At 42.4% G+C, this 25,905-nt stretch carries 22 protein-coding genes, 1 tRNA gene and 3 rRNA genes; 5 read left to right on the top strand and 21 right to left on the bottom strand.

What is annotated here, in order from left to right; genetic code table 11:
* Window positions 1-44: 44 nt before the first annotated feature.
* Together mraZ and DQN58_RS04830 are read right to left on the bottom strand one after the other, a co-directional pair.
* Window positions 45-503, bottom strand: a complete 459-nt coding sequence (gene mraZ / locus DQN58_RS04835; RefSeq protein WP_006717293.1) for a division/cell wall cluster transcriptional repressor MraZ — start codon at window positions 501-503, stop codon at window positions 45-47.
* Between the two features lie 278 nt (window positions 504-781).
* A complete protein-coding gene (locus DQN58_RS04830) occupies window positions 782-2,377 on the bottom strand; it encodes a carbon starvation CstA family protein (RefSeq protein ID WP_006717292.1) in 1,596 nt (531 codons plus the stop codon).
* A 262-nt stretch (window positions 2,378-2,639) separates the two neighbouring features.
* Here DQN58_RS04830 and DQN58_RS04825 point away from each other — a divergent pair, with 262 nt between their 5' ends.
* Window positions 2,640-2,873: a zinc ribbon domain-containing protein gene (locus DQN58_RS04825; protein WP_032997779.1), complete on the top strand. Its 234-nt coding sequence runs from the start codon at window positions 2,640-2,642 to the stop codon at window positions 2,871-2,873.
* Window positions 2,874-3,053: 180 nt separating this feature from the next.
* Here the strand turns inward: DQN58_RS04825 and artM are convergent, their stop codons facing one another.
* From artM to gmk, 15 genes are all read right to left on the bottom strand, one after another.
* The gene (artM, locus tag DQN58_RS04820; protein ID WP_006717290.1) at window positions 3,054-3,734 is read right to left on the bottom strand and encodes an arginine ABC transporter permease ArtM; all 681 of its coding nucleotides are present in this window, start codon (window positions 3,732-3,734) and stop codon (window positions 3,054-3,056) included.
* Between the two features lie 2 nt (window positions 3,735-3,736).
* On the bottom strand, window positions 3,737-4,399 hold the full coding sequence (gene artQ, locus DQN58_RS04815; RefSeq protein WP_006717289.1) for an arginine ABC transporter permease ArtQ: 663 nt from the start codon (window positions 4,397-4,399) through the stop codon (window positions 3,737-3,739).
* Between the two features lie 4 nt (window positions 4,400-4,403).
* The gene (locus DQN58_RS04810; protein WP_006717288.1) at window positions 4,404-5,123 is read right to left on the bottom strand and encodes a lysine/arginine/ornithine ABC transporter substrate-binding protein; all 720 of its coding nucleotides are present in this window, start codon (window positions 5,121-5,123) and stop codon (window positions 4,404-4,406) included.
* A gap of 17 nt (window positions 5,124-5,140) precedes the next feature.
* Window positions 5,141-5,875 carry an arginine ABC transporter ATP-binding protein ArtP gene (gene artP, locus DQN58_RS04805; protein ID WP_006717287.1) on the bottom strand — a complete coding sequence of 245 codons (735 nt, stop codon included), beginning with the start codon at window positions 5,873-5,875 and terminating at the stop codon, window positions 5,141-5,143.
* Between the two features lie 142 nt (window positions 5,876-6,017).
* Window positions 6,018-6,602 carry a D-sedoheptulose 7-phosphate isomerase gene (gene lpcA / locus DQN58_RS04800; RefSeq protein WP_006717286.1) on the bottom strand — a complete coding sequence of 195 codons (585 nt, stop codon included), beginning with the start codon at window positions 6,600-6,602 and terminating at the stop codon, window positions 6,018-6,020.
* A gap of 166 nt (window positions 6,603-6,768) precedes the next feature.
* A 5S ribosomal RNA gene (gene rrf / locus DQN58_RS04795) occupies window positions 6,769-6,884 on the bottom strand.
* A 146-nt stretch (window positions 6,885-7,030) separates the two neighbouring features.
* A 23S ribosomal RNA gene (locus DQN58_RS04790) occupies window positions 7,031-9,927 on the bottom strand.
* A gap of 200 nt (window positions 9,928-10,127) precedes the next feature.
* Window positions 10,128-10,203: transfer RNA gene (locus DQN58_RS04785), tRNA-Glu, on the bottom strand.
* A gap of 100 nt (window positions 10,204-10,303) precedes the next feature.
* Window positions 10,304-11,843: ribosomal RNA gene (locus DQN58_RS04780) — 16S ribosomal RNA — on the bottom strand.
* Together the 16S, 23S and 5S rRNA genes with 1 tRNA gene alongside form the textbook arrangement of a ribosomal RNA operon.
* Before the next feature lie 274 nt (window positions 11,844-12,117).
* Complete coding sequence (gene murI, locus DQN58_RS04775; RefSeq protein WP_006717285.1) at window positions 12,118-12,954, bottom strand: glutamate racemase; 837 nt, start codon at window positions 12,952-12,954, stop codon at window positions 12,118-12,120.
* Between the two features lie 67 nt (window positions 12,955-13,021).
* Entirely contained in the window at window positions 13,022-13,483 is a 462-nt protein-coding gene (locus DQN58_RS04770; RefSeq protein WP_006717284.1) for a chorismate--pyruvate lyase family protein, read from the bottom strand.
* Window positions 13,476-15,557, bottom strand: a complete 2,082-nt coding sequence (recG, locus tag DQN58_RS04765; RefSeq protein WP_006717283.1) for an ATP-dependent DNA helicase RecG — start codon at window positions 15,555-15,557, stop codon at window positions 13,476-13,478. Before recG ends, DQN58_RS04770 begins: the two co-directional genes overlap by 8 nt.
* Window positions 15,558-17,681, bottom strand: coding sequence for a bifunctional GTP diphosphokinase/guanosine-3',5'-bis pyrophosphate 3'-pyrophosphohydrolase (gene spoT / locus DQN58_RS04760; protein WP_006717282.1), 2,124 nt, complete (start codon window positions 17,679-17,681; stop codon window positions 15,558-15,560).
* A gap of 46 nt (window positions 17,682-17,727) precedes the next feature.
* The gene (gene rpoZ, locus DQN58_RS04755) at window positions 17,728-17,994 is read right to left on the bottom strand and encodes a DNA-directed RNA polymerase subunit omega (RefSeq protein WP_006717281.1); all 267 of its coding nucleotides are present in this window, start codon (window positions 17,992-17,994) and stop codon (window positions 17,728-17,730) included.
* Between the two features lie 64 nt (window positions 17,995-18,058).
* On the bottom strand, window positions 18,059-18,685 hold the full coding sequence (gene gmk / locus DQN58_RS04750; protein WP_032997778.1) for a guanylate kinase: 627 nt from the start codon (window positions 18,683-18,685) through the stop codon (window positions 18,059-18,061).
* A 236-nt stretch (window positions 18,686-18,921) separates the two neighbouring features.
* Between gmk and gap the strand changes: the two genes are divergently transcribed.
* Complete coding sequence (gene gap, locus DQN58_RS04745; protein ID WP_006717279.1) at window positions 18,922-19,926, top strand: type I glyceraldehyde-3-phosphate dehydrogenase; 1,005 nt, start codon at window positions 18,922-18,924, stop codon at window positions 19,924-19,926.
* A gap of 85 nt (window positions 19,927-20,011) precedes the next feature.
* Here the strand turns inward: gap and DQN58_RS04740 are convergent, their stop codons facing one another.
* The gene (locus tag DQN58_RS04740) at window positions 20,012-20,428 is read right to left on the bottom strand and encodes an EamA family transporter (RefSeq protein WP_032997777.1); all 417 of its coding nucleotides are present in this window, start codon (window positions 20,426-20,428) and stop codon (window positions 20,012-20,014) included.
* Window positions 20,429-20,896: 468 nt separating this feature from the next.
* Between DQN58_RS04740 and DQN58_RS04735 the strand changes: the two genes are divergently transcribed.
* From DQN58_RS04735 to xseA, 3 genes are read left to right on the top strand one after another with little or no spacing between them, the layout of a single operon-like run.
* Window positions 20,897-21,190 carry an RnfH family protein gene (locus tag DQN58_RS04735; protein WP_006717277.1) on the top strand — a complete coding sequence of 98 codons (294 nt, stop codon included), beginning with the start codon at window positions 20,897-20,899 and terminating at the stop codon, window positions 21,188-21,190.
* A gap of 23 nt (window positions 21,191-21,213) precedes the next feature.
* Complete coding sequence (locus DQN58_RS04730) at window positions 21,214-22,404, top strand: ribosomal protein uL16 3-hydroxylase (protein ID WP_032997776.1); 1,191 nt, start codon at window positions 21,214-21,216, stop codon at window positions 22,402-22,404.
* 15 nt (window positions 22,405-22,419) lie between these two features.
* On the top strand, window positions 22,420-23,754 hold the full coding sequence (gene xseA, locus DQN58_RS04725; RefSeq protein WP_006717272.1) for an exodeoxyribonuclease VII large subunit: 1,335 nt from the start codon (window positions 22,420-22,422) through the stop codon (window positions 23,752-23,754).
* 1 nt (window position 23,755) lies between these two features.
* Here xseA and rapZ read toward each other — a convergent pair whose 3' ends face one another.
* Genes rapZ through lptB form a run of 3 tightly spaced genes read right to left on the bottom strand, consistent with a single transcriptional unit; the run spans window position 23,756 to window position 25,898 of the window.
* A complete protein-coding gene (rapZ, locus tag DQN58_RS04720; RefSeq protein ID WP_006717270.1) occupies window positions 23,756-24,613 on the bottom strand; it encodes an RNase adapter RapZ in 858 nt (285 codons plus the stop codon).
* Window positions 24,614-24,638: 25 nt separating this feature from the next.
* Window positions 24,639-25,169, bottom strand: a complete 531-nt coding sequence (ptsN, locus tag DQN58_RS04715; protein ID WP_006717269.1) for a PTS IIA-like nitrogen regulatory protein PtsN — start codon at window positions 25,167-25,169, stop codon at window positions 24,639-24,641.
* A gap of 3 nt (window positions 25,170-25,172) precedes the next feature.
* A complete protein-coding gene (gene lptB, locus DQN58_RS04710) occupies window positions 25,173-25,898 on the bottom strand; it encodes an LPS export ABC transporter ATP-binding protein (protein WP_006717267.1) in 726 nt (241 codons plus the stop codon).
* Window positions 25,899-25,905 lie beyond the last annotated feature (7 nt).

Here is a 25,905-nt window from a genome sequence, read left to right as displayed (position 1 = left end):
GCCGCTTATCTTTTGCTAGTGCCGCTGTTCGGTGAGTTTTACTCTTATAATGACAGCGTTTTTAATTCTTCTGACAGTGCAAAGCTATCTGTTGCACCTAATGCCATGTCTTTTTCAATTTGAGCCTGCCACTCGGCCTCGCTCCAAATTTCAAATTTATTTAATTGTCCAACAAGCATGATGGATTTTTCTAATTTAGCGTGCTGGCGTAAAGGACCGCTAATTAAAATTCGTCCAGCACTGTCCAATTCACACTCAGTGGCATAACCCAGCATCACTCGTTGTAAGGTACGTTGTAATGGATCAAAATTAGAAAGTCCGAGCAATTTTTGCTCAATAATTTCCCATTCTTTTAACGGATAAAGCAATAAACAAGGTTGACGAATATCTACGGTACAAACCATTTGCCCCTGGTTCTGTTCCAAAAGCTCGGCACGATAACGGGTAGGAATAGAAATTCTTCCCTTCACATCCAAATTAATCGTTGCCGCACCACGAAACATTTTTTCTCACCTTAGTTGTTCTGTTTATTTCAATTCGGGAGTTCAACCCCAAAATTTTCCACAAAAAAACACTTTTTACCACTTTTGATTAATTTTATTATTTGTGTGTATAAGTTGCAAGCAATTTAATGAGATGCATCAGGAAAGTTTTATCTATTTTTAAGTTGAATGTGCATTTAGATATGAAGGAATCATCGGATAAAAAATACCCTGTTAATCTTCATCAACAGGGTATTTTATTTTAGTCTTTACCGCTAAAAGTGCGGTCAATATTTTTGCTATTTAGCAAGGCTATCTACTAAAGATTCTGGGTCTGCTTCATTAGAACGTTTAACTAAAGCGAAGAACAACACGACACAAACAACCGTTGTTGCAAAGCCTAGGTAAACTGACAATTGATAGTCTAAACCGAAACCGATTTTGTTGTAATACAAATAGGTTGCACAGACAGTAGTAATAAACCATGCAGGGATAGATGCCACCCAGTGGAATTTATGATAGCGGTATAAATAAGCTGCCGCTGTCCATAACATTACCATTGCCGTCATTTGGTTTGCCCAAGTGAAGTAACGCCATAATACGCTGAAGTCGATGGTTGAAACAAAATAACCTAATACGAACAATGGCACTGCAATTAATAAACGTTTAGGCAGTGAACGTTGATCAATTTTGAAAATTTCCGCTAATTGTAAGCGTGCTGCACGGAATGCCGTATCCCCAGAAGTAATTGGAAGTACAACGACACCTAATACTGCAAAGATACCACCAACGAAACCTAAGAAGTGTAATGAGCTGTCATATACCACTTTAGATGGTGAACCTGCGGCAATCGCATCTTGTAACGCTTGCGGGTTCTCATAGAATGCAAGACCAACCATGCACCATACTAATGCAATAATACCTTCAGCAATCATCGCACCGTAGAAAATGAAACGACCTTCTTTTTCATTTTCAGCACAACGCGCCATTAATGGGGTTTGTGTTGCGTGGAAACCGGATAATGCACCACAAGAAATGGTTAAGAACAATAATGGCCAAATTGGTACATCTCCCTTCACTTGGAAGTTTTGTGTGAATTTATCTAAGGTTAAACCTTGACCATCTGCATCAATCGTACGGAAGAATTCGATAGGATCTACCGCACTGAAATGTGCGGATACTAAACCATACACCATACCTACAGACATAAAGAGTAATAACGCACCAAAGAGTGGATAAATACGTCCGATAATTTTGTCAATTGGTAACAAGGTTGCAAGAATATAGTAAGCAAAAATAATCGCAGTCCATACGGAAACTACAGTTGCTTTATCCATTCCCCATACGGTTAAACCACCAGCTTCAACAGCCTTATGAACCGCTTCGGCATCACCTAATTGCAATGCACCTTGAGATGCGCCCATGATGTCCATGGTGATCGTACCCATTAATTGCGCCGGGCTTGCAACGAAGACAACGCCAACTAATAAAAGAAGAACAAGCGCTAAAACGTTGATAAAAACTTTTACTGGACGACCTAAGAATTTACCGGCTAAGTAAGGCATAGTTGCACCACCATGACGAATACTTAACATACCGCAGAAATAGTCATGTACCGCACCGGCAAAAATACAACCAACAACGATCCACAACATAGCGACAGGCCCATATAACGCACCAAGAATCGGACCAAAAATCGGACCTGTACCTGCAATGTTTAATAATTGGATTAGCCAAATTTTAGTTTTAGACATCGGCATATAGTCGACGCCATCATTGACTTGATAAGCTGGTGTTTGACGTTTAGGGTTAATGACAAAGATTTTTTCAATAATTTTGCCATAAATCGCATAACCTAAAATCAACACCAGAACACAGAAGAAGAACCACAACATATGAAAATCCTATGGAAAGAACACATAACGTGTTCGGGTTAATATTTAACTATTACTCCTATATGAGTAAAGCCGCGCTATTTTAGGCTTCTGTTACAATGAAGTAAATAAACGGCAATCTATCGATTCAGAATATCTTTGCAAAATGTGATATCAATCACGTTTTTAAATTGAACTAAAAAGTGCGGTATAAATTTCTTGCGTTTTAAACAAAAATCACTACATTGTGCTTTTCTTAAAATTTGATCTCACCGGAGAAGTCATGTTACATCGTTGCCCGGAATGCCGTAAAAAAATCAACGAAAGTGCAGAAGCCTGCCCAAACTGCGGTTTTTCCTTTAAACCGGAGAATCTTGAAGCTTACAAGAAAAAACTAGAGGAACGCCGTTTACAGAATGAAGAAATTAATCGCAAAAGTGTCAAGCTACACTTAATTTGGGGCGCAATTTTTACGGTGGTCTTACTCGTAGCAAGCTGGATAACAAACCATGCATAAAAAAATGGGCAATACATTGCCCATTTTTCATTTTATTAATGATTATTTTGCTACTTACTTATCATAAATTTTCTGATATTCACCATTGATTTTAATGGTAGCCAACGGTTTACTCTATATAAAAAAATCCCAAAGAAATTTGGGATTTAAAAATATACGAAAAAATAACCGCACTTACTTCTAACTACGCATATCCAACCGTTCAAAAGCAAGCACTTTGTTTTCCAGTTTACGTAATAACAGTGTCGCAATACCGGTAATCACGAGATAAATACCACCGGCAATACCATAAATCGTGAGCGCATCATATTCTGTGCCGTAAAGCTGGCGAGCATAGCCCATGATGTCCATGATAGTGATCGTGGAAGCTAGCGCCGTTCCTTTAAACACTAAAATGATCTCATTAGAGTATGAAGGTAAAGCGCGTTTTAATGCATATGGAAGTAAAATTTTCAAGGTTTGCAAACGGCTTAGCCCAAGCGCTTCACAACTTTCCCATTGGCCTTTAGGAATTGCTTTCACTGCGCCATGGAATAATTGGGTAGAATAGGCTGCACTATTTAACGCCAATGCTAACGCAGCACAAAACCAAGCATTAGAAAACAGCAGCCACAACGGGCTGTCCACAATCCATTGAAACTGCCCAGGCCCTGCATAAATCAGGAAAAACTGCACCAATAAAGGCGTGCCGGTAAATAAAGTAAGATATAAATTGACCGCACTTTTCACCACTTTATTACCGATAGAAAGTAGTATGGTAAACAACAAAGCCAGACTAAAGGCAATCAACAATGACACAACGGTTAATAGCAAACTGGTAGGAATACCTTGTGCAATCACGCTTAAATATTCTTGAAACATAATTACACTTCCCTTTCAAAACGAGTAAAACGCAGTTCTAATTTACGAATGCCGACTTGGCTCACTAATGTCACTAAAAGATAAATCAACGCGGCAATACCATACCAAGTGAAAGGTTGGTGTGTATTCGTATTAATCAGCTGTGCTTGACGCATCAGATCATCTACACCAATTAAAGAAATTAACGCCGTGTCTTTCAATAACACCAACCATTGATTACTCAATCCCGGCAATGCATGACGCCATACTTGTGGCATGATAATACGAAGGAAAGTGTAGCCTTTACTCAATCCCAATGCTGTTCCAGACTCCCACTGACCTTTAGCAATCGCCTGAATAGCGCCACGGAGTGTTTGTGAAGCATAGGCTGCAAAAATTAAGGACAATGCGAATACACCACAACCGAATGCACCGAATTCAACATATTCACCGGTGAGCAATTCAACCAATTCGCTAGAACCAAAATAAACCAGCAATACGACCAGAATTTCCGGTAAGCCTCGCAATAAAGCAACAAGCAGCGCGGTGGGTTTACCGACAAAACGATTAGCTTCTAACACGGCAAATAGCATGCCTAAAAAAAGCCCTAACACTAACGAACAAACCGCAAGCCCTAAAGTCATCAGGGCCGCAGTCAACATTAAAGAAAAATAATCAGAAAACATAGGATTATTTGGTCATCCATTTATCGTAGATTTTTTGATATTCGCCATTGGCTTTAATTGCCGCTAAACCTTTATTGAAGCTTTCTGCTAATTCTTTGTTAGATTTATTCAATGCAATACCAAAACCATTACCGAAATATTTTTTGTTATTCACTTTATCGCCGACAAACTGAACGTTATCTTCTTTGGAGATCATATCCGCAAGCACTGCTGTATCACCGAAGATAATATCAATACGTCCATTTTTTAGATCCAGTACCGCATCTTGTAAGCTGGCATAGGATTTCACGCTGTATTGTTTTGTTTCCGCTACTGTATATTGCTGATAGGTCGTCCCATTTTGTACACCAACATTTTTCGCATTTTCTAAAGTAGCTTTGCCTTTTAATGCAACATAGCTGGCTGTGCTGTCGTAGTATGGATCAGAGAACAATACTTGTTTACCACGAGCCTCCGTAATATCCATTGCAGAAATAACCGCATCAAAACGTTTTGATCTTAAATTAGTAATCAAAGAATCAAATGCCTCGCCTTTAAAATGGCAGGTAGCTTGAATTTCTTTACAGATAGCATTGGCAATATCTACATCAAAACCGATAATTTCACCTTTTTCATTAGTAGACTCAAACGGTGGGTAACTTGGTTCCATAGCAAAAGTTAAATCCTGCGCGTGGGCCGCTACTGCAGAGCCTAATAAAATTGCACTTAATAATAATTTTTTCATAATATTCTCCTTCAAGATTAGATATTGTGTGATAAATATTGTTTAAACTGCTCCGTCTGAGGGTTCTCAAAACAAGTCTTATCGCCCATTTCGATGATACGCCCCTGTTCCATATAAACCACTTTAGTTGCTACTTTTTTCGCTACATTCACTTCGTGAGTAACAATAACTTGCGTAATTCCGGTTTGTTGCAATTCTTCAATAATAGAAACGATCTGAGCTGTAATTTCTGGATCTAATGCGGCGGTTGGTTCGTCAAATAACAATACTTGCGGTTTCATCATTAAAGCTCGTGCAATCGCCACTCGCTGCTGTTGACCGCCGGACAAGTGCAACGGAAATCTCTCAGCAAACTCCTCTAAACGTAAACGTTGCAACAATTCCAATGCTTGTTGTTTAGCCTCTGACTCACTTACACCAAGAATTTTCATCGGTGCTTCAATAAGATTCTGTAATACGGTCATATGCGGCCATAAATTATATTGCTGAAATACCATGCCTACATCACGACGTAACTGACGAAGTTGTTTCAGATCATTCCCTGAAGACAAATCAAACTGATTATTGGCAATACTCAATTTACCCGATTGTGGTACTTCTAGTAAATTTAATGTTCGAATCAACGTACTTTTGCCTGCACCACTAGGCCCTAGTAATACCACCACATCACCATCATCAGCGGATAAGTTAATATTAAATAAGGCTTGATTGGCGCCATAAAAAAAATTCAGATTTTTAACACTAATTGTCATTGTTTACTGCGTCTCTGTATCAATTATCATAAAATTGAAAATATATTATTATTTTATGAATAATTATGCAACATTGAAATATAAAAAATCCCAAAAAAAAATTTGGGATTTAAAAAACAGATGAAAAAGCGACCGCACTTTATTAATTTGCTTTTGCCATTTCAAATTCAATTAACATCATCAAAATATGAATAACTTTAATGTGAATTTCCTGAATGCGATCTGCATAACCAAAATGAGGCACTCGAATTTCTACATCTGCAATTCCTGCCATTTTACCGCCATCTTTACCGGTCATGGCAATGACTTTCATTCCTTTCGCTTTTGCTGCTTCAATAGCATTAAGCACATTTTTGGAATTTCCTGAAGTAGACAAACCAAATAAAACATCACCTTTTTGTCCTACCGCTTCCACATAACGCGAAAACACATAATCATAGCCAAAATCATTACTCACGCAGCTTAAATGGCTAACATCGGAAATAGCAATTGCTGGGTAACCGGGGCGATTTTCACGATAACGCCCCGTTAATTCTTCCGCAAAATGCATCGCATCACAATGAGAACCTCCGTTACCACAAGACAGCACTTTACCACCTTGTTTAAAACTCTCTGAAATCAATAATGCTGCTTTTTGGATTAATTTGATATTATTCTCGTCAGCTAAAAATTTATTTAATACATCTGCCGCTTCAGTAAGTTCAGCTTTAATTTTATCAAAGTACATCTGCTTCTCCTTTAAAGTAAAATTCGCTAGATTGTATGAAAAAACACAAGATCTCTCAACGTAAATTAGGTTCTAATTTAAAATATTCCGCTTTGCTTTCTATTTTCCTTTCCTATGCCCCCAAAGCAAAAACCCCCGATGCTCTCACATCAGGGGTTCCTATCAGGCTTGGCGGTGACCTACTCTCACATGGGGATGCCCCACACTACCATCGGCATTACGGCGTTTCACTTCTGAGTTCGGTATGGAGTCAGGTGGGCCCACCGCACTATCGCCGCCAATATTCTTTATGATTTCTCTCTTATCTTATTCACGTCTTCTTAATCTAAAAACAAGCCTTCTCTCAACTCTCTCTTTGCGTCTTTCTCTTAACTGCTACTCTACTTCGCTCCATGCTCCAGGTCTCCCCAAAAACACTTGAGCGTTGTATGGCTAAGCCTCTCGGGCAATTAGTATGCGTTAGCTCAATGTATCACTACACTTACACACCGCACCTATCTACGTCTTAGTCTTAAACAACCCTTACTGTCTTAAAGACAGGGAGAACTCATCTCTTGGCAAGTTTCGTGCTTAGATGCTTTCAGCACTTATCTCTTCCGCATGTAGCTACCCAGCAATGCCTCTGGCGAGACAACTGGAACACCAGTGATGCGTCCACTCCGGTCCTCTCGTACTAGGAGCAGCCCCAATCAATTCTCCAACGCCCACGGCAGATAGGGACCGAACTGTCTCACGACGTTCTAAACCCAGCTCGCGTACCACTTTAAATGGCGAACAGCCATACCCTTGGGACCTACTTCAGCCCCAGGATGTGATGAGCCGACATCGAGGTGCCAAACACCGCCGTCGATATGAACTCTTGGGCGGTATCAGCCTGTTATCCCCGGAGTACCTTTTATCCGTTGAGCGATGGCCCTTCCATGCAGAACCACCGGATCACTATGACCTACTTTCGTACCTGCTCGACTTGTCTGTCTCGCAGTTAAGCTTGCTTATACCATTGCACTAACCTCACGATGTCCGACCGTGATTAGCAAACCTTCGTGCTCCTCCGTTACTCTTTGGGAGGAGACCGCCCCAGTCAAACTACCCACCAGACACTGTCCGAGACCGCGTTTCGCAATCTTCGTTAGAACATCAAACGTTAAAGGGTGGTATTTCAAGGACGACTCCATAATCACTGGCGTGACTACTTCAAAGTCTCCCACCTATCCTACACATCAAAATTCAATGTTCAGTGTCAAGCTATAGTAAAGGTTCACGGGGTCTTTCCGTCTAGCCGCGGGTACACCGCATCTTCACGGCGATTTCAATTTCACTGAGTCTCGGGTGGAGACAGCCTGGCCATCATTATGCCATTCGTGCAGGTCGGAACTTACCCGACAAGGAATTTCGCTACCTTAGGACCGTTATAGTTACGGCCGCCGTTTACTGGGGCTTCGATCAGGAGCTTCTCTTTCGATTACACCATCAATTAACCTTCCAGCACCGGGCAGGCATCACACCCTATACGTCCACTTTCGTGTTTGCAGAGTGCTGTGTTTTTAATAAACAGTTGCAGCCAGCTGGTATCTTCGACCGGTTCAACCTTCGCCCGCAAGGGACTACAATCTACGCCGGCGCACCTTCTCCCGAAGTTACGGTGCTATTTTGCCTAGTTCCTTCACCCGAGTTCTCTCAAGCGCCTGAGTATTCTCTACCTGACCACCTGTGTCGGTTTTCAGTACGGTTTAGATAAACCTGAAGCTTAGTGGCTTTTCCTGGAAGTGTGGTATCAGTTACTTCAGCTCCGTAGAGCCTCGTCATCATCTCTCAGTGTTAAGGAAGTCCGGATTTGCCTAAACTTCCCACCTACAAACTTAAACGTGCATATCCAACAGCACGCTAACCTAACCTGCTCCGTCCCCACATCGCAGTTTATCCAAGTACGGGAATATTAACCCGTTTCCCATCGACTACGCTTTTCAGCCTCGCCTTAGGGGCCGACTCACCCTGCCCCGATTAACGTTGGACAGGAACCCTTGGTCTTCCGGCGAACGGGTTTTTCACCCGTTTTATCGTTACTTATGTCAGCATTCGCACTTGTGATACGTCAAGCCCACCTCTCGATGAACCTTCATCCGCTTACACAACGCTCCCCTACCCAACAGACTTACGTCTGATGCCGCAGCTTCGGTGCTATATTTGAGCCCCGTTACATCTTCCGCGCAGGCCGACTCGACTAGTGAGCTATTACGCTTTCTTTAAATGATGGCTGCTTCTAAGCCAACATCCTAGCTGTCTAAGCCTTCCCACTTCGTTTCCCACTTAATATAGACTTTGGGACCTTAGCTGGCGGTCTGGGTTGTTTCCCTCTCCACGACGGACGTTAGCACCCGCCGTGTGTCTCCTGAGTATCACTCTTCGGTATTCGTAGTTTGCATCGGGTTGGTAAGCCGGGATGGCCCCCTAGCCGAAACAGTGCTCTACCCCCGAAGGTGTCCGCTCAAGGCTCTACCTAAATAGATTTCGGGGAGAACCAGCTATCTCCCGGTTTGATTGGCCTTTCACCCCCAGCCACAAGTCATCCGCTAATTTTTCAACATTAGTCGGTTCGGTCCTCCAGTTAGTGTTACCCAACCTTCAACCTGCCCATGGCTAGATCACCGGGTTTCGGGTCTATACCTTGCAACTATTCGCCCAGTTAAGACTCGGTTTCCCTTCGGCTCCCCTATTCGGTTAACCTCGCTACAAAATATAAGTCGCTGACCCATTATACAAAAGGTACGCAGTCACCCTTGCGGGCTCCCACTGCTTGTACGTACAAGGTTTCAGGTTCTATTTCACTCCCCTCACCGGGGTTCTTTTCGCCTTTCCTTCACAGTACTGGTTCACTATCGGTCAATCAGGAGTATTTAGCCTTGGAGGATGGTCCCCCCATCTTCAAACAGGATATCACGTGTCCCGCCCTACTTGTCGTTAGCTCAGTACCACAAAAGTATTTTCGAGTACGGGATTATCACCCTCTACGATTTGGCTTCCCAGCCAATTCCTCTAATACTTCCGCTATCACTAACAGGCTCCTTCGCTTTCGCTCGCCGCTACTCACAAAATCTCGGTTGATTTCTTTTCCTCGGGGTACTTAGATGTTTCAGTTCTCCCGGTTCGCCTCATTATCCTATGGATTCAGATAATGATAGTGGGTTCTTCACCCACTGGGTTTCCCCATTCGGACATCTTGGATTAAACGCCTCTTATCGACTCATCCAAGCTTTTCGCAGATTAGCACGTCCTTCTTCGCCTCTGATTGCCAAGGCATCCACCTTGTACGCTTTGTCACTTAACCATACAACCTCAAGTATTCTTACCTTATTATTTAAATAACATTAAACAATAAGCCTCAAACACTTCAACTACGATTAATAACAGTTAATTAAGAGTAATCGCCTTTTATCAATCACTCTCACTCAGACTTTCTTGAAAGTCTCGTTTTCAGCTTGTTTCCAGATTTTTAAAGAACAGTAAAGATGAAAAATCATCTTTAAATGGCGTCCCCACGGGGATTCGAACCCCGGTTACCGCCGTGAAAGGGCGATGTCCTAGGCCTCTAGACGATGGGGACAGCATATAAAGATGCTCTCTTCTCTTTAGTATTTTGTTCTTTCCTTGTCTACAACCATCAAACAAACTGTGTGAACACTTAAAGTCGATTCTATCTTTGGTAAGGAGGTGATCCAACCGCAGGTTCCCCTACGGTTACCTTGTTACGACTTCACCCCAGTCATGAATCATACCGTGGTAAACGCCCTCCCGAAGGTTAAGCTATCTACTTCTGGTACAACCCACTCCCATGGTGTGACGGGCGGTGTGTACAAGGCCCGGGAACGTATTCACCGCGACATTCTGATTCGCGATTACTAGCGATTCCGACTTCATGGAGTCGAGTTGCAGACTCCAATCCGGACTTAGACGTACTTTGTGAGATTCACTCCACCTCGCGGCTTCGTCGCCCTCTGTATACGCCATTGTAGCACGTGTGTAGCCCTACTCGTAAGGGCCATGATGACTTGACGTCATCCCCACCTTCCTCCGGTTTATCACCGGCAGTCTCCTTTGAGTTCCCGACCGAATCGCTGGCAACAAAGGATAAGGGTTGCGCTCGTTGCGGGACTTAACCCAACATTTCACAACACGAGCTGACGACAGCCATGCAGCACCTGTCTCATGGTTCCCGAAGGCACTCTCATATCTCTACAAGATTCCATGGATGTCAAGAGTAGGTAAGGTTCTTCGCGTTGCATCGAATTAAACCACATGCTCCACCGCTTGTGCGGGCCCCCGTCAATTCATTTGAGTTTTAACCTTGCGGCCGTACTCCCCAGGCGGTCGATTTATCACGTTAGCTTCGGGCACCAAGCTCAAGGCCCAATCCCCAAATCGACAGCGTTTACAGCGTGGACTACCAGGGTATCTAATCCTGTTTGCTCCCCACGCTTTCGCACATGAGCGTCAGTACATTCCCAAGGGGCTGCCTTCGCCTTCGGTATTCCTCCACATCTCTACGCATTTCACCGCTACACGTGGAATTCTACCCCTCCCTAAAGTACTCTAGCTACCCAGTCTGAAATGCAATTCCCAGGTTAAGCCCGGGGATTTCACACCTCACTTAAATAGCCGCCTGCGTGCCCTTTACGCCCAGTTATTCCGATTAACGCTCGCACCCTCCGTATTACCGCGGCTGCTGGCACGGAGTTAGCCGGTGCTTCTTCTGTGATTAACGTCAATCGTGATGCCTATTAAACATCACGCCTTCCTCGTCACCGAAAGAACTTTACAACCCGAAGGCCTTCTTCATTCACGCGGCATGGCTGCGTCAGGGTTGCCCCCATTGCGCAATATTCCCCACTGCTGCCTCCCGTAGGAGTCCGGGCCGTGTCTCAGTCCCGGTGTGGCTGGTCATCCTCTCAGACCAGCTAGAGATCGTCGGCTTGGTAGGCCATTACCCCACCAACTACCTAATCCCACTTGGGCTCATCCTATGGCATGCGGCCTTGCGGTCCCGCACTTTCGTCTCTCGACTCTACGCGGTATTAGCGACAGTTTCCCGTCGTTATCCCCCTCCATAAGCCAGATTCCCAAGCATTACTCACCCGTCCGCCACTCGTCAGCAAGAAAGCAAGCTCTCTCCTGTTACCGTTCGACTTGCATGTGTTAAGCCTGCCGCCAGCGTTCAATCTGAGCCATGATCAAACTCTTCAGTTCAAAAAGTTTAATCGCTCAATACTGCTGACTTAATTAATCATCTATATAAATAAACGAATTTTCGTAGCACTATTCAGTTCAATTTTAAAATCTTTAATGATAAAAACGAATCTTCAAGTGCCCACACAGTTTGTCTGATTGATTGTTAAAGAACAAAAAACGACGCGCAGTTTTATGCTTTACAACGGCGCGTCGTTGTGGGGGCGTATTATAGGCATTTATCATGGCCTTGCAACCCCTTTTTGCGATTTTTTGCAAAATATTTTTTAATTGATTATTTTTTGTCAGAATCGCACAAAATTTCGCTATCAATATCCAGTAAACTTAACTTTTCAAAGCCTAATGAATGAATAAGCTCTAATAGGCTGTCTTCTTTTACAAGCGGCTTAGTACAAAATACTTGAGAATTCATTTGATTTTTTGACCGCACTTTTACGTCTTTAAGTAAAGATTTCACCCGTTTCGCAATTGCTGCGCCGGAATCAATAAAATACTTAACTTGCGGTAAACATTGCTGAATTTCAGATTTGAGCAACGGGAAATGCGTACAACCTAGCACGACAGCGTCTAAATCAGGTATATTTTCCCATTCGCTCAATTCTGCTTTTATCTCATTTAAATCAATAGGATAACCATGCAACTTGTGTTCAGCCAATTCCACTAATTTTGTACTACCAATTTTCTCAACCTGACAAAAAGAAGCATATTTATCAATTAAATCAGATAAATACTGACGTTTTACCGTTCCCTTAGTAGCAAGCAAACCAATATGTTTAGTTTTCGTTTGTTCTGCTGCAGGTTTAATCGCCGGTACCGTACCAACAATAGGGATAGAAAAATGTTTACGCAATACCGGCAAAACCACCGTACTTGCCGTATTACAGGCGATAACAATAAGATCTAAAGGACACAGCTTCTCGATACGTTGGCAAATCTTTAACGTACGCTCAACAATACCCTCTTCTGGCTTTTCAGAATAAGGGAAATACGCATTATCAAAACAATATAAATAATGATAATCAGGTAAAAGCTGTTTAACTTCCTGATATACGCTCAAGCCCCCAACGCCTGAATCAAAAAAAAGAATGGTCGGTTTGGATTGAATATTCATGAGTCATTTTATGTAAAAATTTGCGTAATTTTATTCGCTTATCAAGCTGTTCTCAAGGAAAAGCTCGCTAATGAGGCAACGGCATTTCTTGTACTAAGAATAGCGAACGGCGTGCATATAAACCATTTTCCGAATCTTGTGCCCATTGAGTCCCAACCCTTTGCGCTGATAGTGAAAACAGCCATTCACCAATCGGTTTATCGCCTAATGTGGACAGTGATTGATAATGGGTGAATAACGCTTTAGAAATTAACGTGCGCGCTTCTACCCAAGGTTTTCCATTACCATGCAATACCACTTCACGACACCAGTAAAGTCCCTCGGGCAAAAGTGCGGTCTCATTTTCAAATGTTTTTTCTATCCATTTTTCCGACTGCACTTTCACCTCAAATTGATGGCAATGTTGCTTCAATCTCGCCGTCAGCGATCCTTTTTCAAATAGCCACTGCTGAATGGAAAGAGGAATATGTTTAATCTCTGGCGAGTTTTCATATTGCCAGCTTAAACGCGCAAAAATCGAATCAGGCATTGCTATAAATCTCTCGATTATTAAGCCATCGGCGAATGAGCAATTCTGCTGTTTGCGGATATTTGAGTACCAATTGTTTAGCATAAAATTGGACAGTTGGGAGCATTTTACGATCGCGCATGAGGTTTGCTACTTTGAATTCGGTTATGCCGGTTTGTTTCGTACCAAGCACTTCGCCCGGGCCACGAATTTCTAAATCTTTTTCCGAAATCACAAAACCATCTTGTGTATCACGCATGACTTGCAGGCGTTTCTGCGAAATTTTGCCAAGTGGCGGTTTATACATCAAGACACAAAAAGAGGCTGTACTTCCTCGCCCAACACGACCGCGAAGCTGATGAAGCTGGGAGAGTCCTAAACGCTCAGCATTTTCAATGATCATTAAACTGGCATTTGGCACATCCACGCCTACTTCAATCACTGTGGTGGCAACTAACAAATCTAGCTCGGCAAGCTTGAATTGCTCCATGACAGCTTGTTTTTCACTTGGTTTCATCCGCCCATGGACTAAGCCAATACGCAAGTGCGGTAAGATTTTATGAAGATCTTCTGCTACTGCCTCCGCGGCCTGAGCTTCCAGCACTTCCGATTCATCAATCAGGGTACAAACCCAATAAGCCTGCCGCTTTTCCTGCGAGCAGGCCACATTGACTCGCTCGATAATTTCCGCACGACGCTCTTCAGAAATGGCAATGGTCGTAATCGGTGTACGCCCCGGCGGCAGTTCGTCAATAATTGAGGTGTCCAAATCGGCATATACAGTCATAGCCAATGTGCGTGGAATCGGCGTGGCGGTCATAATAAGTTGGTGAGGATAAACACCTGCTTGATTGCCTTTTTCACGCAACATTAAACGTTGGTGTACACCAAAACGGTGTTGCTCATCCACAATCACTAAACTCAGATTATGAAATGCAACCTCATCTTGGAATAGGGCGTGCGTCCCCACCACCATTTGAACCGTACCGTTTTTTATTTTTTCCAACTCGGCAATACGTTGCTTCCCTTTGACTTTTCCTGCCAACCAACCGACTTGAATACCAAGCGGCTCAAACCAACGGCGAAAATTTGTGGCATGCTGTTCCGCCAAAATCTCCGTTGGTGCCATTAACGCCACTTGTTTGCCATTATCGATTGCCGTCAACGCCGCCAGTGCTGCGACCAATGTTTTACCGGATCCCACATCGCCCTGTACCAAGCGCATCATCGGATAAATCTGAGCAATGTCTTGTTCTATATCTTCCGTTACCCGCAGCTGAGCCTTCGTTGGTTGGAAAGGCAACTGCGCTAAAAAACGTTGTTTTAAATTGGAGCGAGGTATTAAAGACTCGGCTAAATTTGCTTGAATTCCTGACCGCACTTTTTGCATCGCAAGATTGTATGCTAACAATTCTTCAAAAATCAGGCGCTGTTGTGCAGGGTGTTTGCCTTCTTCTAAGGTGACCAACGAAACATCCGGCGGCGGATTATGCAAAAATTGAATCGCCGATTTCAAATCAAAAGGATGCGGATTAAACTCCGTTGGCAATAATTCCGCTAATGGTGTTTTTTCCAATACCTGTAGAGCCTGAGCGATAAGTTTACGCAAAGACGTTTGTTTTAACCCTTCTGTCGCTGGATAAATGGGCGTTAGCGTTTCCGCCAAAATGAGCGGCTTATTATCATGAATAATTTGATATTCAGGATGATGAATCTCTGCCATAAAACGCCCACGGCGTACTTCGCCAAAAGCTTTCACCCGAGCGCCGGGCTGTAGGCTATTTTTCATGCCGGCATTAAAGTTAAAAAAACGTAATGCTAATTTGGATGTGCCATCAGAAAGGTAAACCATCAGCATGGGGCGGCGCCCAAATTGCACCTCTGCGCTTTGGACTACGCCTTCAATCGTGGCGTACTGATCAGCCTGTAAATCAGCAATGGGTGTGATTCGTGTGCGATCTTCGTAACGAAGGGGAAGGTGAAATAGCAAATCCTGTAAATTAAAAATACCCAATTTGCCTAACTTTTCAGCTATCGCGGCACCAACACCGGAAATGGCTGTAAGCGGAATCGCGTCTAATAATTGGGTATTCATTTATTGATTAATGTTGCGTTCAATGCTGATTAATTCAGGAATAGCTTTAATTTTACGAATAATTTGTTCGAGATGTTTTTTATCTTTGACCGTCAAAAGCACGACGATTTGATACAAACGTCCTTCCTGTTCTTCCGTCCAAATGCTTTGGATATTGCTGTCCATAGACGAAATGGCGGACATCAGATGGGGTAATGTGCCTTGTTGGTTGAGCATTTCAATGCGCAGTTCCGCTTCAAATTCAAGTTGAGCGCTACTTTTTTCCCAATCAACCGACATATAATGTTTTGGGTTATCTTTACGATCTTTCAAATTCGAACAGGCTTCATGATGAATAACCAAGCCTTTACCCGGGCTGGCGTAAGCAATGATTGGATCGCCCGGCACAGGATGGCAACACTGTGCAAACGTGGTTAATAAACCACCATTCGCATTGATTTCTAATGGACTGCTATTGTTGTCCGGATTACCATCCGTATCAATTTCGATAGATTCCCCTAACAAGCGGTGCGCGATCACGCTGCTCATTTGGTTACCTAAACCGATTTCCATAAATAAATCATCCAAATCGGCTAATTTAAGATCGATCAATACATTTCGTACATATTCAGGGTTGAGATCATCTAATTTGATTGGACTCAAGGCATGTACGAGTTGACGTTTACCGGATTCAACAGCTTCATCATGACGTAAGTTTTTCAATGCATGACGAATACTTGAACGGGCTTTGGCGGTAACCACAAAATTCAGCCATGCGGCATTCGGCTTAGCATTCGGTGAAGTGACAATATCAATGGTTTGCCCGGATTCCAGCGCTTGGGATAACGGATACGGCTTGCGATCCACATTTGCAGCAACACAGTTTTTTCCTATATCCGTATGCACCGCGTAAGCAAAATCGACCGGTGTTGCGCCTTTCGGCAATTCAACAATACGCCCTTTCGGGGTAAAAACATAAATTTCTTTCGGGAAGAATTCGGATTTTACACTTTCAATGAATTCAAAGGAGTTACCCGCACTTTGTTGTAGCTCGATTAAACTTTGTAGCCAGCGTTGCGCTTTAATTTGTGCGGTTGTGCTATCGTTACGTCCACCTTGTTTATAGGCCCAATGTGCTGCCACGCCCATTTCGGCCATTTGATCCATTTCTTCGGTACGAATTTGCACTTCCACCGGCACGCCATGCGGGCCGATCATCGACGTATGCAAAGACTGGTAGCCATTGGCTTTTGGCACAGCAATATAATCTTTTACCCGACCCGGACGCGGTTTATAAAGACTGTGCATTTGCCCCAACACGCGATAACAGGTATCCAAATTATCCACGACGGTGCGGAATGCATAAATATCCATAATGGAATGAAACTGCTGATCTTTTAAGCGCATTTTTTGGTAAATGGCATAGAGATGTTTCTCGCGTCCAAACACGCGCGCTTGAATGCCCACATCGTCTAATCGACCTTTAATTTCTGCAGAAATACGCTCAATCATATCTTTACGATTGCCGCGTGCGATTTGCACAACCTTTTGTAGAACGGCATAACGTTGCGGATGCATGGCTTCAAAGCCAAGATCTTCCAGTTCATTTTTGATGTGTTCGATACCCAAACGATGCGCTAGAGGGGCGTAAATTTCTAACGTTTCTTTGGCGATACGACGACGTTTATCAGGACGCAATGCGCCAAGTGTGCGCATATTGTGGGTACGATCGGCAAGTTTGATAAGAACGACGCGAATATCCTTGGTCATTGCCAGGATCATTTTGCGGAAGTTTGCCACTTCCGCTTCTTGACGCGTTCTGAATTTGAGTTTGTCGAGCTTTGATACCCCTTCAACAATTTCGGCCACACTGGCGCCGAATTCATCTTTCAACTGTTCTTCGGTATAAGGCGTATCTTCAATAACATCATGTAACAAAGCCGCCATGACGGCTTCATGATCTAATCGCATTTCAGCAATGATAGACGCCACGGCGACAGGATGGGTGATATAGGGCTCACCGCTAGAGCGTGCTTGTCCTTCGTGTGCATCGCGAGCAATCACAAATGCACGTTTAACCAATTCAATTTGCTCAGGTGGCAAATACCCCTGAATAATATGATGTAAACCTTCGAATAAATACAAAACACACCCGCCTAATTAAAAAAACGTGGTTAATTTTGACCGCACTTTATTCGGATAATAAAGAAACGGCGTTCACTTCCGCTCTTTCCATCGCCAAATGTTCTTGGCGTTCTTGAGCATCTAAAATATCGTTATTAATCAAGCCTTTTTCAATTTCACGTAACGCGATGACAGTTGGTTTGTCATTATCTTCCGGCACCAACGGTTCACGCGCATGTAGCTGTAATTGTCTTGCACGACGGGCAGCTGTTAAAATTAAATCAAAACGGTTACCAATTTTTTCTACTGCATCTTGCACGGTTACACGAGCCATAAATTACTCCAGTTTGCTAAATCTAATATGAATCTAAAGGGCGGACATGATACTAAAACATGCCTTATTTATCCAGCAATTGTTCGATCAAGCCTTGATTTTCTTGCTGCTGATGCGTCAGGGTTAATCGCTCTGCGCGCAAGATTGCCTGTAAGTCAGCCAGCGCCTGCTCAAAATTATCGTTCACGATGACGTAATCGTATTCATTGTAATGGGAAATTTCACTGATGGCTTTTGCCATTCTGTCAGCTATCACTTCCGCATTGTCTTGTCCGCGCCCAATTAAACGATTTTCTAGTTCATCTAAAGACGGAGGCAAAATAAAAATACTTTTTACATTAGGCACTTTTTCACGGATTTGTTGTGCGCCTTGCCAGTCAATGTCGAGAAACACATCAATCCCTTTGGCTAAATTTTCTTCAATCGCAAATAAAGAAGTGCCGTAATAATTGCCACCAAAAACTTTGGCATATTCCAAGAACGCATTTTGTTCAATCAAATTTTCAAACTCGTCATGAGAAACAAAATAATAGTGCACGCCCTCTTTTTCACCCGGACGAGGTTGTCTGGTAGTATGAGAAACCGACACCATCATTTGATGCAGATTGTTTTGTTTCAATAGCGCCGCGATTAACGATGATTTTCCGGCACCACTCGGCGCAGAGATAATATATAAATTGCCTTGTAACATAATGATTCTCTCGTCAATAATTTTGTTTATTATGCCTCTAACCCAATAAAAAATCAGCAAAAGTGCGGTCATTTTTTACAGAATTTTTGATCGTGTTTTTCTATTTATCTGAGAATAGATACTTTCTCAAGATTGGGAAAGCGTGCTATAATCTCACACAAAATTGGTAGGCGGATATTTTCATTTCTACCGAGTTTAACCTTTTCGTTTAACTTAAAAATATAAGGTGAAATCTTATGGCAATTAAAATTGGTATCAATGGTTTCGGTCGTATCGGCCGTATTGTATTCCGCGCAGCACAACATCGTGATGACATCGAAGTTGTAGGTATCAACGACTTAATCGACGTTGAATACATGGCTTACATGTTGAAATACGATTCAACACATGGTCGTTTCGATGGCACTGTTGAAGTGAAAGACGGCAACTTAGTGGTAAACGGCAAAACTATCCGTGTAACAGCTGAACGTGATCCGGCAAACCTTAACTGGGGCGCAATCGGTGTTGATGTTGCAGTTGAAGCAACCGGTTTATTCTTAACGGATGAAACTGCTCGTAAACATATCACTGCAGGTGCGAAAAAAGTTGTGTTAACCGGTCCATCTAAAGACAGCACCCCAATGTTCGTACGCGGTGTAAACTTTGATGCGTACAAAGGTCAAGACATCGTTTCTAACGCGTCTTGTACAACGAACTGTTTAGCGCCATTAGCCAAAGTTATCAACGATAAATTCGGTATCAAAGACGGTTTAATGACCACTGTTCACGCAACTACAGCAACACAAAAAACCGTTGACGGTCCATCTGCTAAAGACTGGCGCGGTGGTCGTGGTGCGGCACAAAACATCATCCCATCTTCTACCGGTGCAGCTAAAGCAGTAGGTAAAGTAATCCCGGCATTAAACGGTAAATTAACCGGTATGGCATTCCGTGTTCCTACACCAAACGTATCTGTTGTTGACTTAACCGTTAACCTTGAAAAACCGGCAACTTACGCTGAAATCTGTGCAGAATTAAAACGTGCTTCTGAAAACGAAATGAAAGGCGTTTTAGGCTACACTGAAGATGCAGTAGTTTCTACCGACTTCAACGGTTGCTCATTCACTTCTGTGTTTGACGCCGCTGCAGGTATCGCATTAACCGACACTTTCGTGAAACTTGTCTCTTGGTACGATAACGAAACCGGTTATTCACACAAAGTATTAGACTTAGTTGCTCATATTTACAACTACAAAGGCTAATTCTTTATCCTCAACATAAAAATAGCTCCCAATGGGAGCTATTTTTATGAATGATACTAAAAGTGCGGTCGTTTTTCAGGGCGTTTTACAATGCTAGCACCAACACGCCGGAAAGAATTAACCCTGCGCCAACAAGCAATTTCATACTAAGCGGTTCACCTAAAAGAGTTACCCCTAATATAATCGCAATTACCACACTTAATTTATCAATAGGCGCAACCCAAGAAGCCGGCGCAAGTTGTAAAGCTCGATAATATAGAAGCCAAGAAAGCCCGGTAGCAACCCCGGACAACACAAGAAAAATTACCGGTTTAGCGGCAATATGCTGAGGTAATTGCCATTCATTTCGTATTGAAATAATAATTATTACAACAAATAAAATTACTACGGTACGAATAAATGTGGCTAAATTACTGTTTAATCCTTCAACACCTAACTTTCCTAAAATCGCGGTTAATCCTGCAAAAAACGCGGAGCCTATCGCAAACCAAACCCAATTCATTTCAATTCCCTCATGTTTTATCAATACTCCGCCTATAATATAGTGTCTTTTTTTATATACCAATTTTTCCTAATAATTCTTGTTAATTTCTAGGCATTCATGACACAAGAAATTTATTGCGTTATAGACAATTGATATCTTCTCAAATTACTGCTTCAATAACATCAACGAACACATGTCACATTAAAGTGCGGTGAAATTTGGCAGTGAATTGGAAATAGACACCGTGGACATTCGACAAAAGTTTACGACCTGTAATACAATGGAGGAAAATCAATCAATAAAATGCAGTGAATTGACCATCATTTGAATTTGCCATAAAGCAAAAAGCCCCAGTAACATAGAATGAAAAAATTAATTTCCACATGATCGAATTTTCAACTCCGTCAGTAACATTTTCTTTCGGTCAAATTTTCACCCATTTATCTATAATGATTGATATCTTAAAACCAAGAGCAAAATAAATTTATGGCTAATAAAATTAATATTCAAATTACCTATGCCTTCCCCGATCATCATTATCTAAAAACATTTAGCGTTGATGAGGGCACGATGGTACAAACAGCGATTGTGCAATCCGGTATTTTGCAACAATTCAATGACATTGATTTACGCACCAATAAAATTGGTATTTTTAGCCGCCCTGTGAAATTAAACGATCAATTAAAAGAGGGAGATCGCATTGAAATTTATCGTCCGCTTTTAGCTGATCCAAAAGAAATTCGGCGCAAACGTGCAGAAGAACAGGCCAAGAAAAAATAGCACAACACAAAGAAGGAATGTATATGAGCAAATTCTGCTTACCCCAAGATATTACCCCAGAAATTTTCTTACGTGATTACTGGCAAAAAAAACCACTCTTAATTCGTGGCGGATTGCCAGAAATTGTAGGTCAATTAGAACCTGATGACATTTTAGAACTTGCCCAAACAGAAGAAGTCGTCGCTCGTTTAATCAAGCAACATAGCGAAGATAATTGGGAACTGTTCACCAGTCCGTTATCCGATGAAGACTTTAAAAACATGCCGGAGAAATGGTCCGTTTTAGTCCAAAACTTGGAACAATGGTCACCACAACTTGGTAGTTTGTGGAATAAATTCGGTTTTATTCCACAATGGCAACGCGATGACATTATGGTGTCATTTGCGCCGCAAGGCGGATCCGTAGGGAAACATTACGATGAATACGATGTTTTCCTCGTGCAGGCTTACGGGCATCGCCGCTGGCAATTAGGTAAATGGTGCGAACCAACAACTGAATTTAAACCTAATCAACCTATTCGTATTTTTGATGATATGGGTGAATTAATTTTAGATGAAGTAATGGCGCCGGGAGATGTACTTTATGTGCCTTCCAGACTCTCCCATTACGGTGTAGCACAAGATGATTGTTTAACAGTTTCTTTCGGTTTACGTTACCCAAACACGAGTGAATTAATTGACAACTTAGAACGTAACCTTTGTCATCCAAATCTAGACGTGAGTGAGCTGAATATCCCATTCCGTTTAACACCTGAAGTCCAAAATACGGGTAAACTCGACACAGCAACAATGCAAGAATTAAAACGCCAATTCTTGCAACAACTGTCTCAATCCAAACAATTTGATCAACTGTTCCAACATGCGTTGGCAACCACGGTAAGTCAAAGACGTTATGAATTACTAGATGTTGGTGAATTCACTGATCTTGATGATGTCGCCGAAATCTTTGAGTTAGGCGGAAAACTACAACAAGATAACAACTGCAAATTAGTTTATACAGAAAACCCGTTGCGTATTTACGCGAATGGCGAATTGCTTGATGAGTTAAATCAGGCTGAGGCTGAAATATTGAAAAAATTAGCCGATGGCGAAAACGTTGATTACGCTTTCTTAACTCAATTGATTGAAAAAGACGGAGAGCTTTCTCTTCATGCGCTCTTTGACAGCATTTGTAACTGGCTGGATGACGGCTGGGCATTATTGCACGAGCACTAAAAAACAATAAAGAGAATGAGCGATAATATTTATTCCGTCAGTCAGCTAAACCAATCTGTACGCTTGATGTTAGAAAATCAACTTGGGCAGGTTTGGCTTACCGGGGAAATTTCTAATTTTACCCAGCCGGTTTCCGGTCATTGGTATTTAAGTTTAAAAGACGAAAATGCCCAAGTGCGTTGCGCCATGTTCCGCATGAAAAATCTGCGCGTGGGTTTTCGTCCAACCAATGGCATGCAAGTGTTGGTGCGTGCTTCCGTCAGTTTGTATGAGCCACGCGGTGATTATCAACTGATTATCGAAAGTATGCATCTCGCCGGCGATGGCTTGCTTATGCAGCAGTTTGAAGCATTAAAAGTAAAGCTCGCGGCAGAAGGATTATTCGCTCAAAATCACAAAAAAAACCTACCGCACTTTAGTAAAGCGGTAGGCATTATTACCTCTCAAACCGGCGCGGCACTGCAAGATATCTTACATATTTTGCAGCGTCGTGACCCAAGTCTGAAAGTCATCATTTATCCAACAGCGGTACAAGGTAAAGATGCGGCAACTGAAATTACGCAGATGATTCAACTTGCTAATCAACGGCAAGAAGTCGATGTGCTGATTGTTGGACGCGGTGGTGGCTCCTTAGAGGATTTATGGTGTTTCAACGAAGAAAAAGTGGCGCGCGCCATTTTCCATTCCGCCATTCCCATCATCAGTGCAGTAGGGCATGAAACTGATGTGACTATCGCTGATTTCGTTGCCGACTTACGTGCCCCGACGCCTTCCGCTGCAGCAGAGCTCGTCAGTCGCAACCAAGCAGAATTGATACAACAATTACAATATCGTCAGCAACGGATTGAAATTGCTTTAGATCGAATCTTTGCCGAGAAGAAGCAACAATTACAACACCTCTCCTTGCGTTTACAGCATCGTCATCCGCAATCACAGCTCCGCATTCAACAACAATTAATCACACAATTACGCCATCGTTTACAACAAAGCTTGTACCATCGTTGGCAAAAAACGGCGGAAAATCTGACCGCACTTTCTGCACGATTATATAAAAATCCGCTGCCACTACGGATACAACAGCACGAACAGCGAGTAGCGCAACTCAAAGTGCGGTTAAATTCTGAAATGAATTTGAAGCTGGGACTTCAACAAAAACAGCTAGCCCATTTATGTGGAAAATTAGACAGTTTAAGTCCATTGAAAGTGTTGGCGCGTGGCTACTCCATTACGCAAAACGCCAAGTATGGCACGATTAAATCGATTAATGAGGTCAAGATTGGGGAGCAAATAAGAACACGTTTGACTGATGGTGAAATCATCAGCCAAATCAGCCAAATCGAGAAAAAATAACTTATTGTTTTTTATGCTTTTCCAAAGAGCGGTGCAAAATACTGACGTTTTTGCCTTTATCTTGGAAATACTTGCCCAATTGTTCGGCAACATAGACGGAACGATGTTTACCACCGGTACAACCAATCGCAATGGTCAAATAACTGCGGTTATTCTGCTCCAACATCGGCAACCAAGTTTCAATATAAGAACGGGTTAAATAGATAAATTGATGCACTTCATTGTGTTTTTCGAGAAATTCTACCACCGGCTGATCCAAACCTGTCATTGGTCTTAGTGCATGATTCCAATGGGGATTAGGTAAAAAACGGACATCAAAAACATAATCCGCATCCAACGGAATGCCGTATTTAAAACCAAAGGACTCCACTACAATTTTCAATTCCGTATCGGAATGCCCGCGCAAAAATTCGCGTAAACGCTCGGCCAATTCATGTGTGGACAATGAGCCTGTATCAATGATGATATTTGCCTGTTGAATCAGGGGATCAAGATGTTTACTTTCTTCGTCGATAGCGGCTTCCAGAGAAAGATCTTGCGTAGATAAGGGGTGTAAACGGCGAGAGTCGCTATAACGACGAACTAACGTCGTTTTATCGGAATCCAAAAAGATGATTTTAACGTTATGTTCTTGTTGAATATGCGCAATCGTCTTTTCCAATACTGCAGGTGACGTTGGCAAATTACGAATATCCAAACTAATCGCAACAGCATGTTGATTAACAGAAAGAATATTGATTAATTGTGGCACCAAATCTAATGGCAAATTATCGACGCAATAGTACCCCATATCTTCTAAGGCTCTTAATGCAACGGATTTTCCGCCACCGGAACGACCGCTAATAATGATAATTTCCATAACTCCCCCGTTAAACCATTTTTCTTTATTCTTCAGAACCGGATTCCGGTGCTAATGAAGGAGAATCTTCCTCATCAGCCTCTATTTCTTCCGACTCGCATTGATCATAATGTGAAAAAACGCCCCAAATTTCGTCCGCACTTTTTGCCGCCCGCAGTTGTTTACACAAAGATTTATCCACTAAATTCTCAGCCAACGTTGGCAAATACTGAACGTAATCACCACACATATTTTCCGGGACCAATACTGCGAAAATTAAATCGACTTCACGTTTATCTGCGGCATCATAATCAATAGGGCTTTCTAATTGAATAAATACACCTATCGGCTTGCCACCATTAGGCAGTCTCCCTTTTGGCATGGCAACCCCACCACCTAAACCGGAATTGCCTAATTTCTCACGGGTAAACAAACAATCAAAACAGCATTGCTCGCCATTTTCCATGTGTAATTGTTCTTCCACGATACGCGCAATGGACTCAAAAACTCGTTTTTTGCTGGAAGAAATCATTCCTTGACGAATGGTTTCCGGCGTTAATAACTCAGTAAATTTCATAGGTTACAGCTGGAAATCGGCGCCTAAATAAACGTCTTTAACCAATTTGTTATTCATAATTTCAGTTGGTGTACCGGTTGCAATCATCTTGCCTGAACTTACAATGTAAGCCCGCTCGCACACATCTAAGGTTTCACGTACGTTATGGTCGGTAATTAACACGCCAAGACCACGATCGCGTAAATCTTTAATAATTTTCTTAATATCAATCACGGAAATTGGATCGACGCCGGCAAAAGGTTCATCCAACAAAATGAATTTGGGATTGGCGGCTAAAGCACGTGCGATTTCTACGCGGCGACGTTCACCACCGGATAAAGATTGCCCCAAACTATCGCGAATATGTCCGATATTAAATTCTTCAATCAGCTCATCTGCTTTTTCTTGGCGTTGAAGTGCGGTCAAATCTTTACGTATTTCCAATACCGCCATCAAATTCTCATACACACTTAAACGGCGAAAAATAGAGGCTTCTTGTGGCAAGTAACCAACACCTTTTTGTGCGCGGTTATGCATTGGCAACAGACTGATATCCTCATCATCAATGCGAATCTTGCCTTGATCATGATTCACTAATCCCACCACCATATAGAAGGTTGTGGTTTTACCGGCACCATTCGGGCCTAATAAGCCAACAATTTCGCCTGAATGCACCGTTAAACTGACATCAGAAACCACTTGGCGGTTTTTATAGCTTTTCGCTAAATTTTCAGCATACAGAATCGCCATTTTTTTA

The organism is Aggregatibacter segnis ATCC 33393, assembly GCF_900476035.1.
Lineage (GTDB): Bacteria > Pseudomonadota > Gammaproteobacteria > Enterobacterales > Pasteurellaceae > Aggregatibacter > Aggregatibacter segnis.
The sequence above is the reverse complement of the archived record's forward strand: the minus strand, read 5'-3'. Positions and strand labels throughout refer to the sequence as shown.

Excerpts from the sequence above, each read along its gene's own strand:
- DQN58_RS04730 (WP_032997776.1), top strand. The coding sequence starts at position 21,214 with ATGAGCAAATTCTGCTTACCCCAAGATATTACCCCAGAAATTTTCTTA.
- DQN58_RS04770 (WP_006717284.1), bottom strand. The coding sequence starts at position 13,483 with ATGCCTGATTCGATTTTTGCGCGTTTAAGCTGGCAATATGAAAACTCG.
- artQ (WP_006717289.1), bottom strand. The coding sequence starts at position 4,399 with ATGTTTTCTGATTATTTTTCTTTAATGTTGACTGCGGCCCTGATGACT.
- rpoZ (WP_006717281.1), bottom strand. The coding sequence starts at position 17,994 with ATGGCTCGTGTAACCGTGCAAGATGCAGTAGAAAAAATTGGTAACCGT.
- lpcA (WP_006717286.1), bottom strand. The coding sequence starts at position 6,602 with ATGTACTTTGATAAAATTAAAGCTGAACTTACTGAAGCGGCAGATGTA.
- DQN58_RS04830 (WP_006717292.1), bottom strand. The coding sequence starts at position 2,377 with ATGTTGTGGTTCTTCTTCTGTGTTCTGGTGTTGATTTTAGGTTATGCG.
- lptB (WP_006717267.1), bottom strand. The coding sequence starts at position 25,898 with ATGGCGATTCTGTATGCTGAAAATTTAGCGAAAAGCTATAAAAACCGC.
- ptsN (WP_006717269.1), bottom strand. The coding sequence starts at position 25,169 with ATGAAATTTACTGAGTTATTAACGCCGGAAACCATTCGTCAAGGAATG.
- murI (WP_006717285.1), bottom strand. The coding sequence starts at position 12,954 with ATGAATATTCAATCCAAACCGACCATTCTTTTTTTTGATTCAGGCGTT.
- xseA (WP_006717272.1), top strand. The coding sequence starts at position 22,420 with ATGAGCGATAATATTTATTCCGTCAGTCAGCTAAACCAATCTGTACGC.
- rapZ (WP_006717270.1), bottom strand. The coding sequence starts at position 24,613 with ATGGAAATTATCATTATTAGCGGTCGTTCCGGTGGCGGAAAATCCGTT.
- DQN58_RS04810 (WP_006717288.1), bottom strand. The coding sequence starts at position 5,123 with ATGAAAAAATTATTATTAAGTGCAATTTTATTAGGCTCTGCAGTAGCG.
- artP (WP_006717287.1), bottom strand. The coding sequence starts at position 5,875 with ATGACAATTAGTGTTAAAAATCTGAATTTTTTTTATGGCGCCAATCAA.
- recG (WP_006717283.1), bottom strand. The coding sequence starts at position 15,557 with ATGAATACCCAATTATTAGACGCGATTCCGCTTACAGCCATTTCCGGT.
- gmk (WP_032997778.1), bottom strand. The coding sequence starts at position 18,685 with ATGTTACAAGGCAATTTATATATTATCTCTGCGCCGAGTGGTGCCGGA.
- artM (WP_006717290.1), bottom strand. The coding sequence starts at position 3,734 with ATGTTTCAAGAATATTTAAGCGTGATTGCACAAGGTATTCCTACCAGT.
- DQN58_RS04740 (WP_032997777.1), bottom strand. The coding sequence starts at position 20,428 with ATGAATTGGGTTTGGTTTGCGATAGGCTCCGCGTTTTTTGCAGGATTA.
- DQN58_RS04735 (WP_006717277.1), top strand. The coding sequence starts at position 20,897 with ATGGCTAATAAAATTAATATTCAAATTACCTATGCCTTCCCCGATCAT.
- DQN58_RS04825 (WP_032997779.1), top strand. The coding sequence starts at position 2,640 with ATGTTACATCGTTGCCCGGAATGCCGTAAAAAAATCAACGAAAGTGCA.
- gap (WP_006717279.1), top strand. The coding sequence starts at position 18,922 with ATGGCAATTAAAATTGGTATCAATGGTTTCGGTCGTATCGGCCGTATT.
- mraZ (WP_006717293.1), bottom strand. The coding sequence starts at position 503 with ATGTTTCGTGGTGCGGCAACGATTAATTTGGATGTGAAGGGAAGAATT.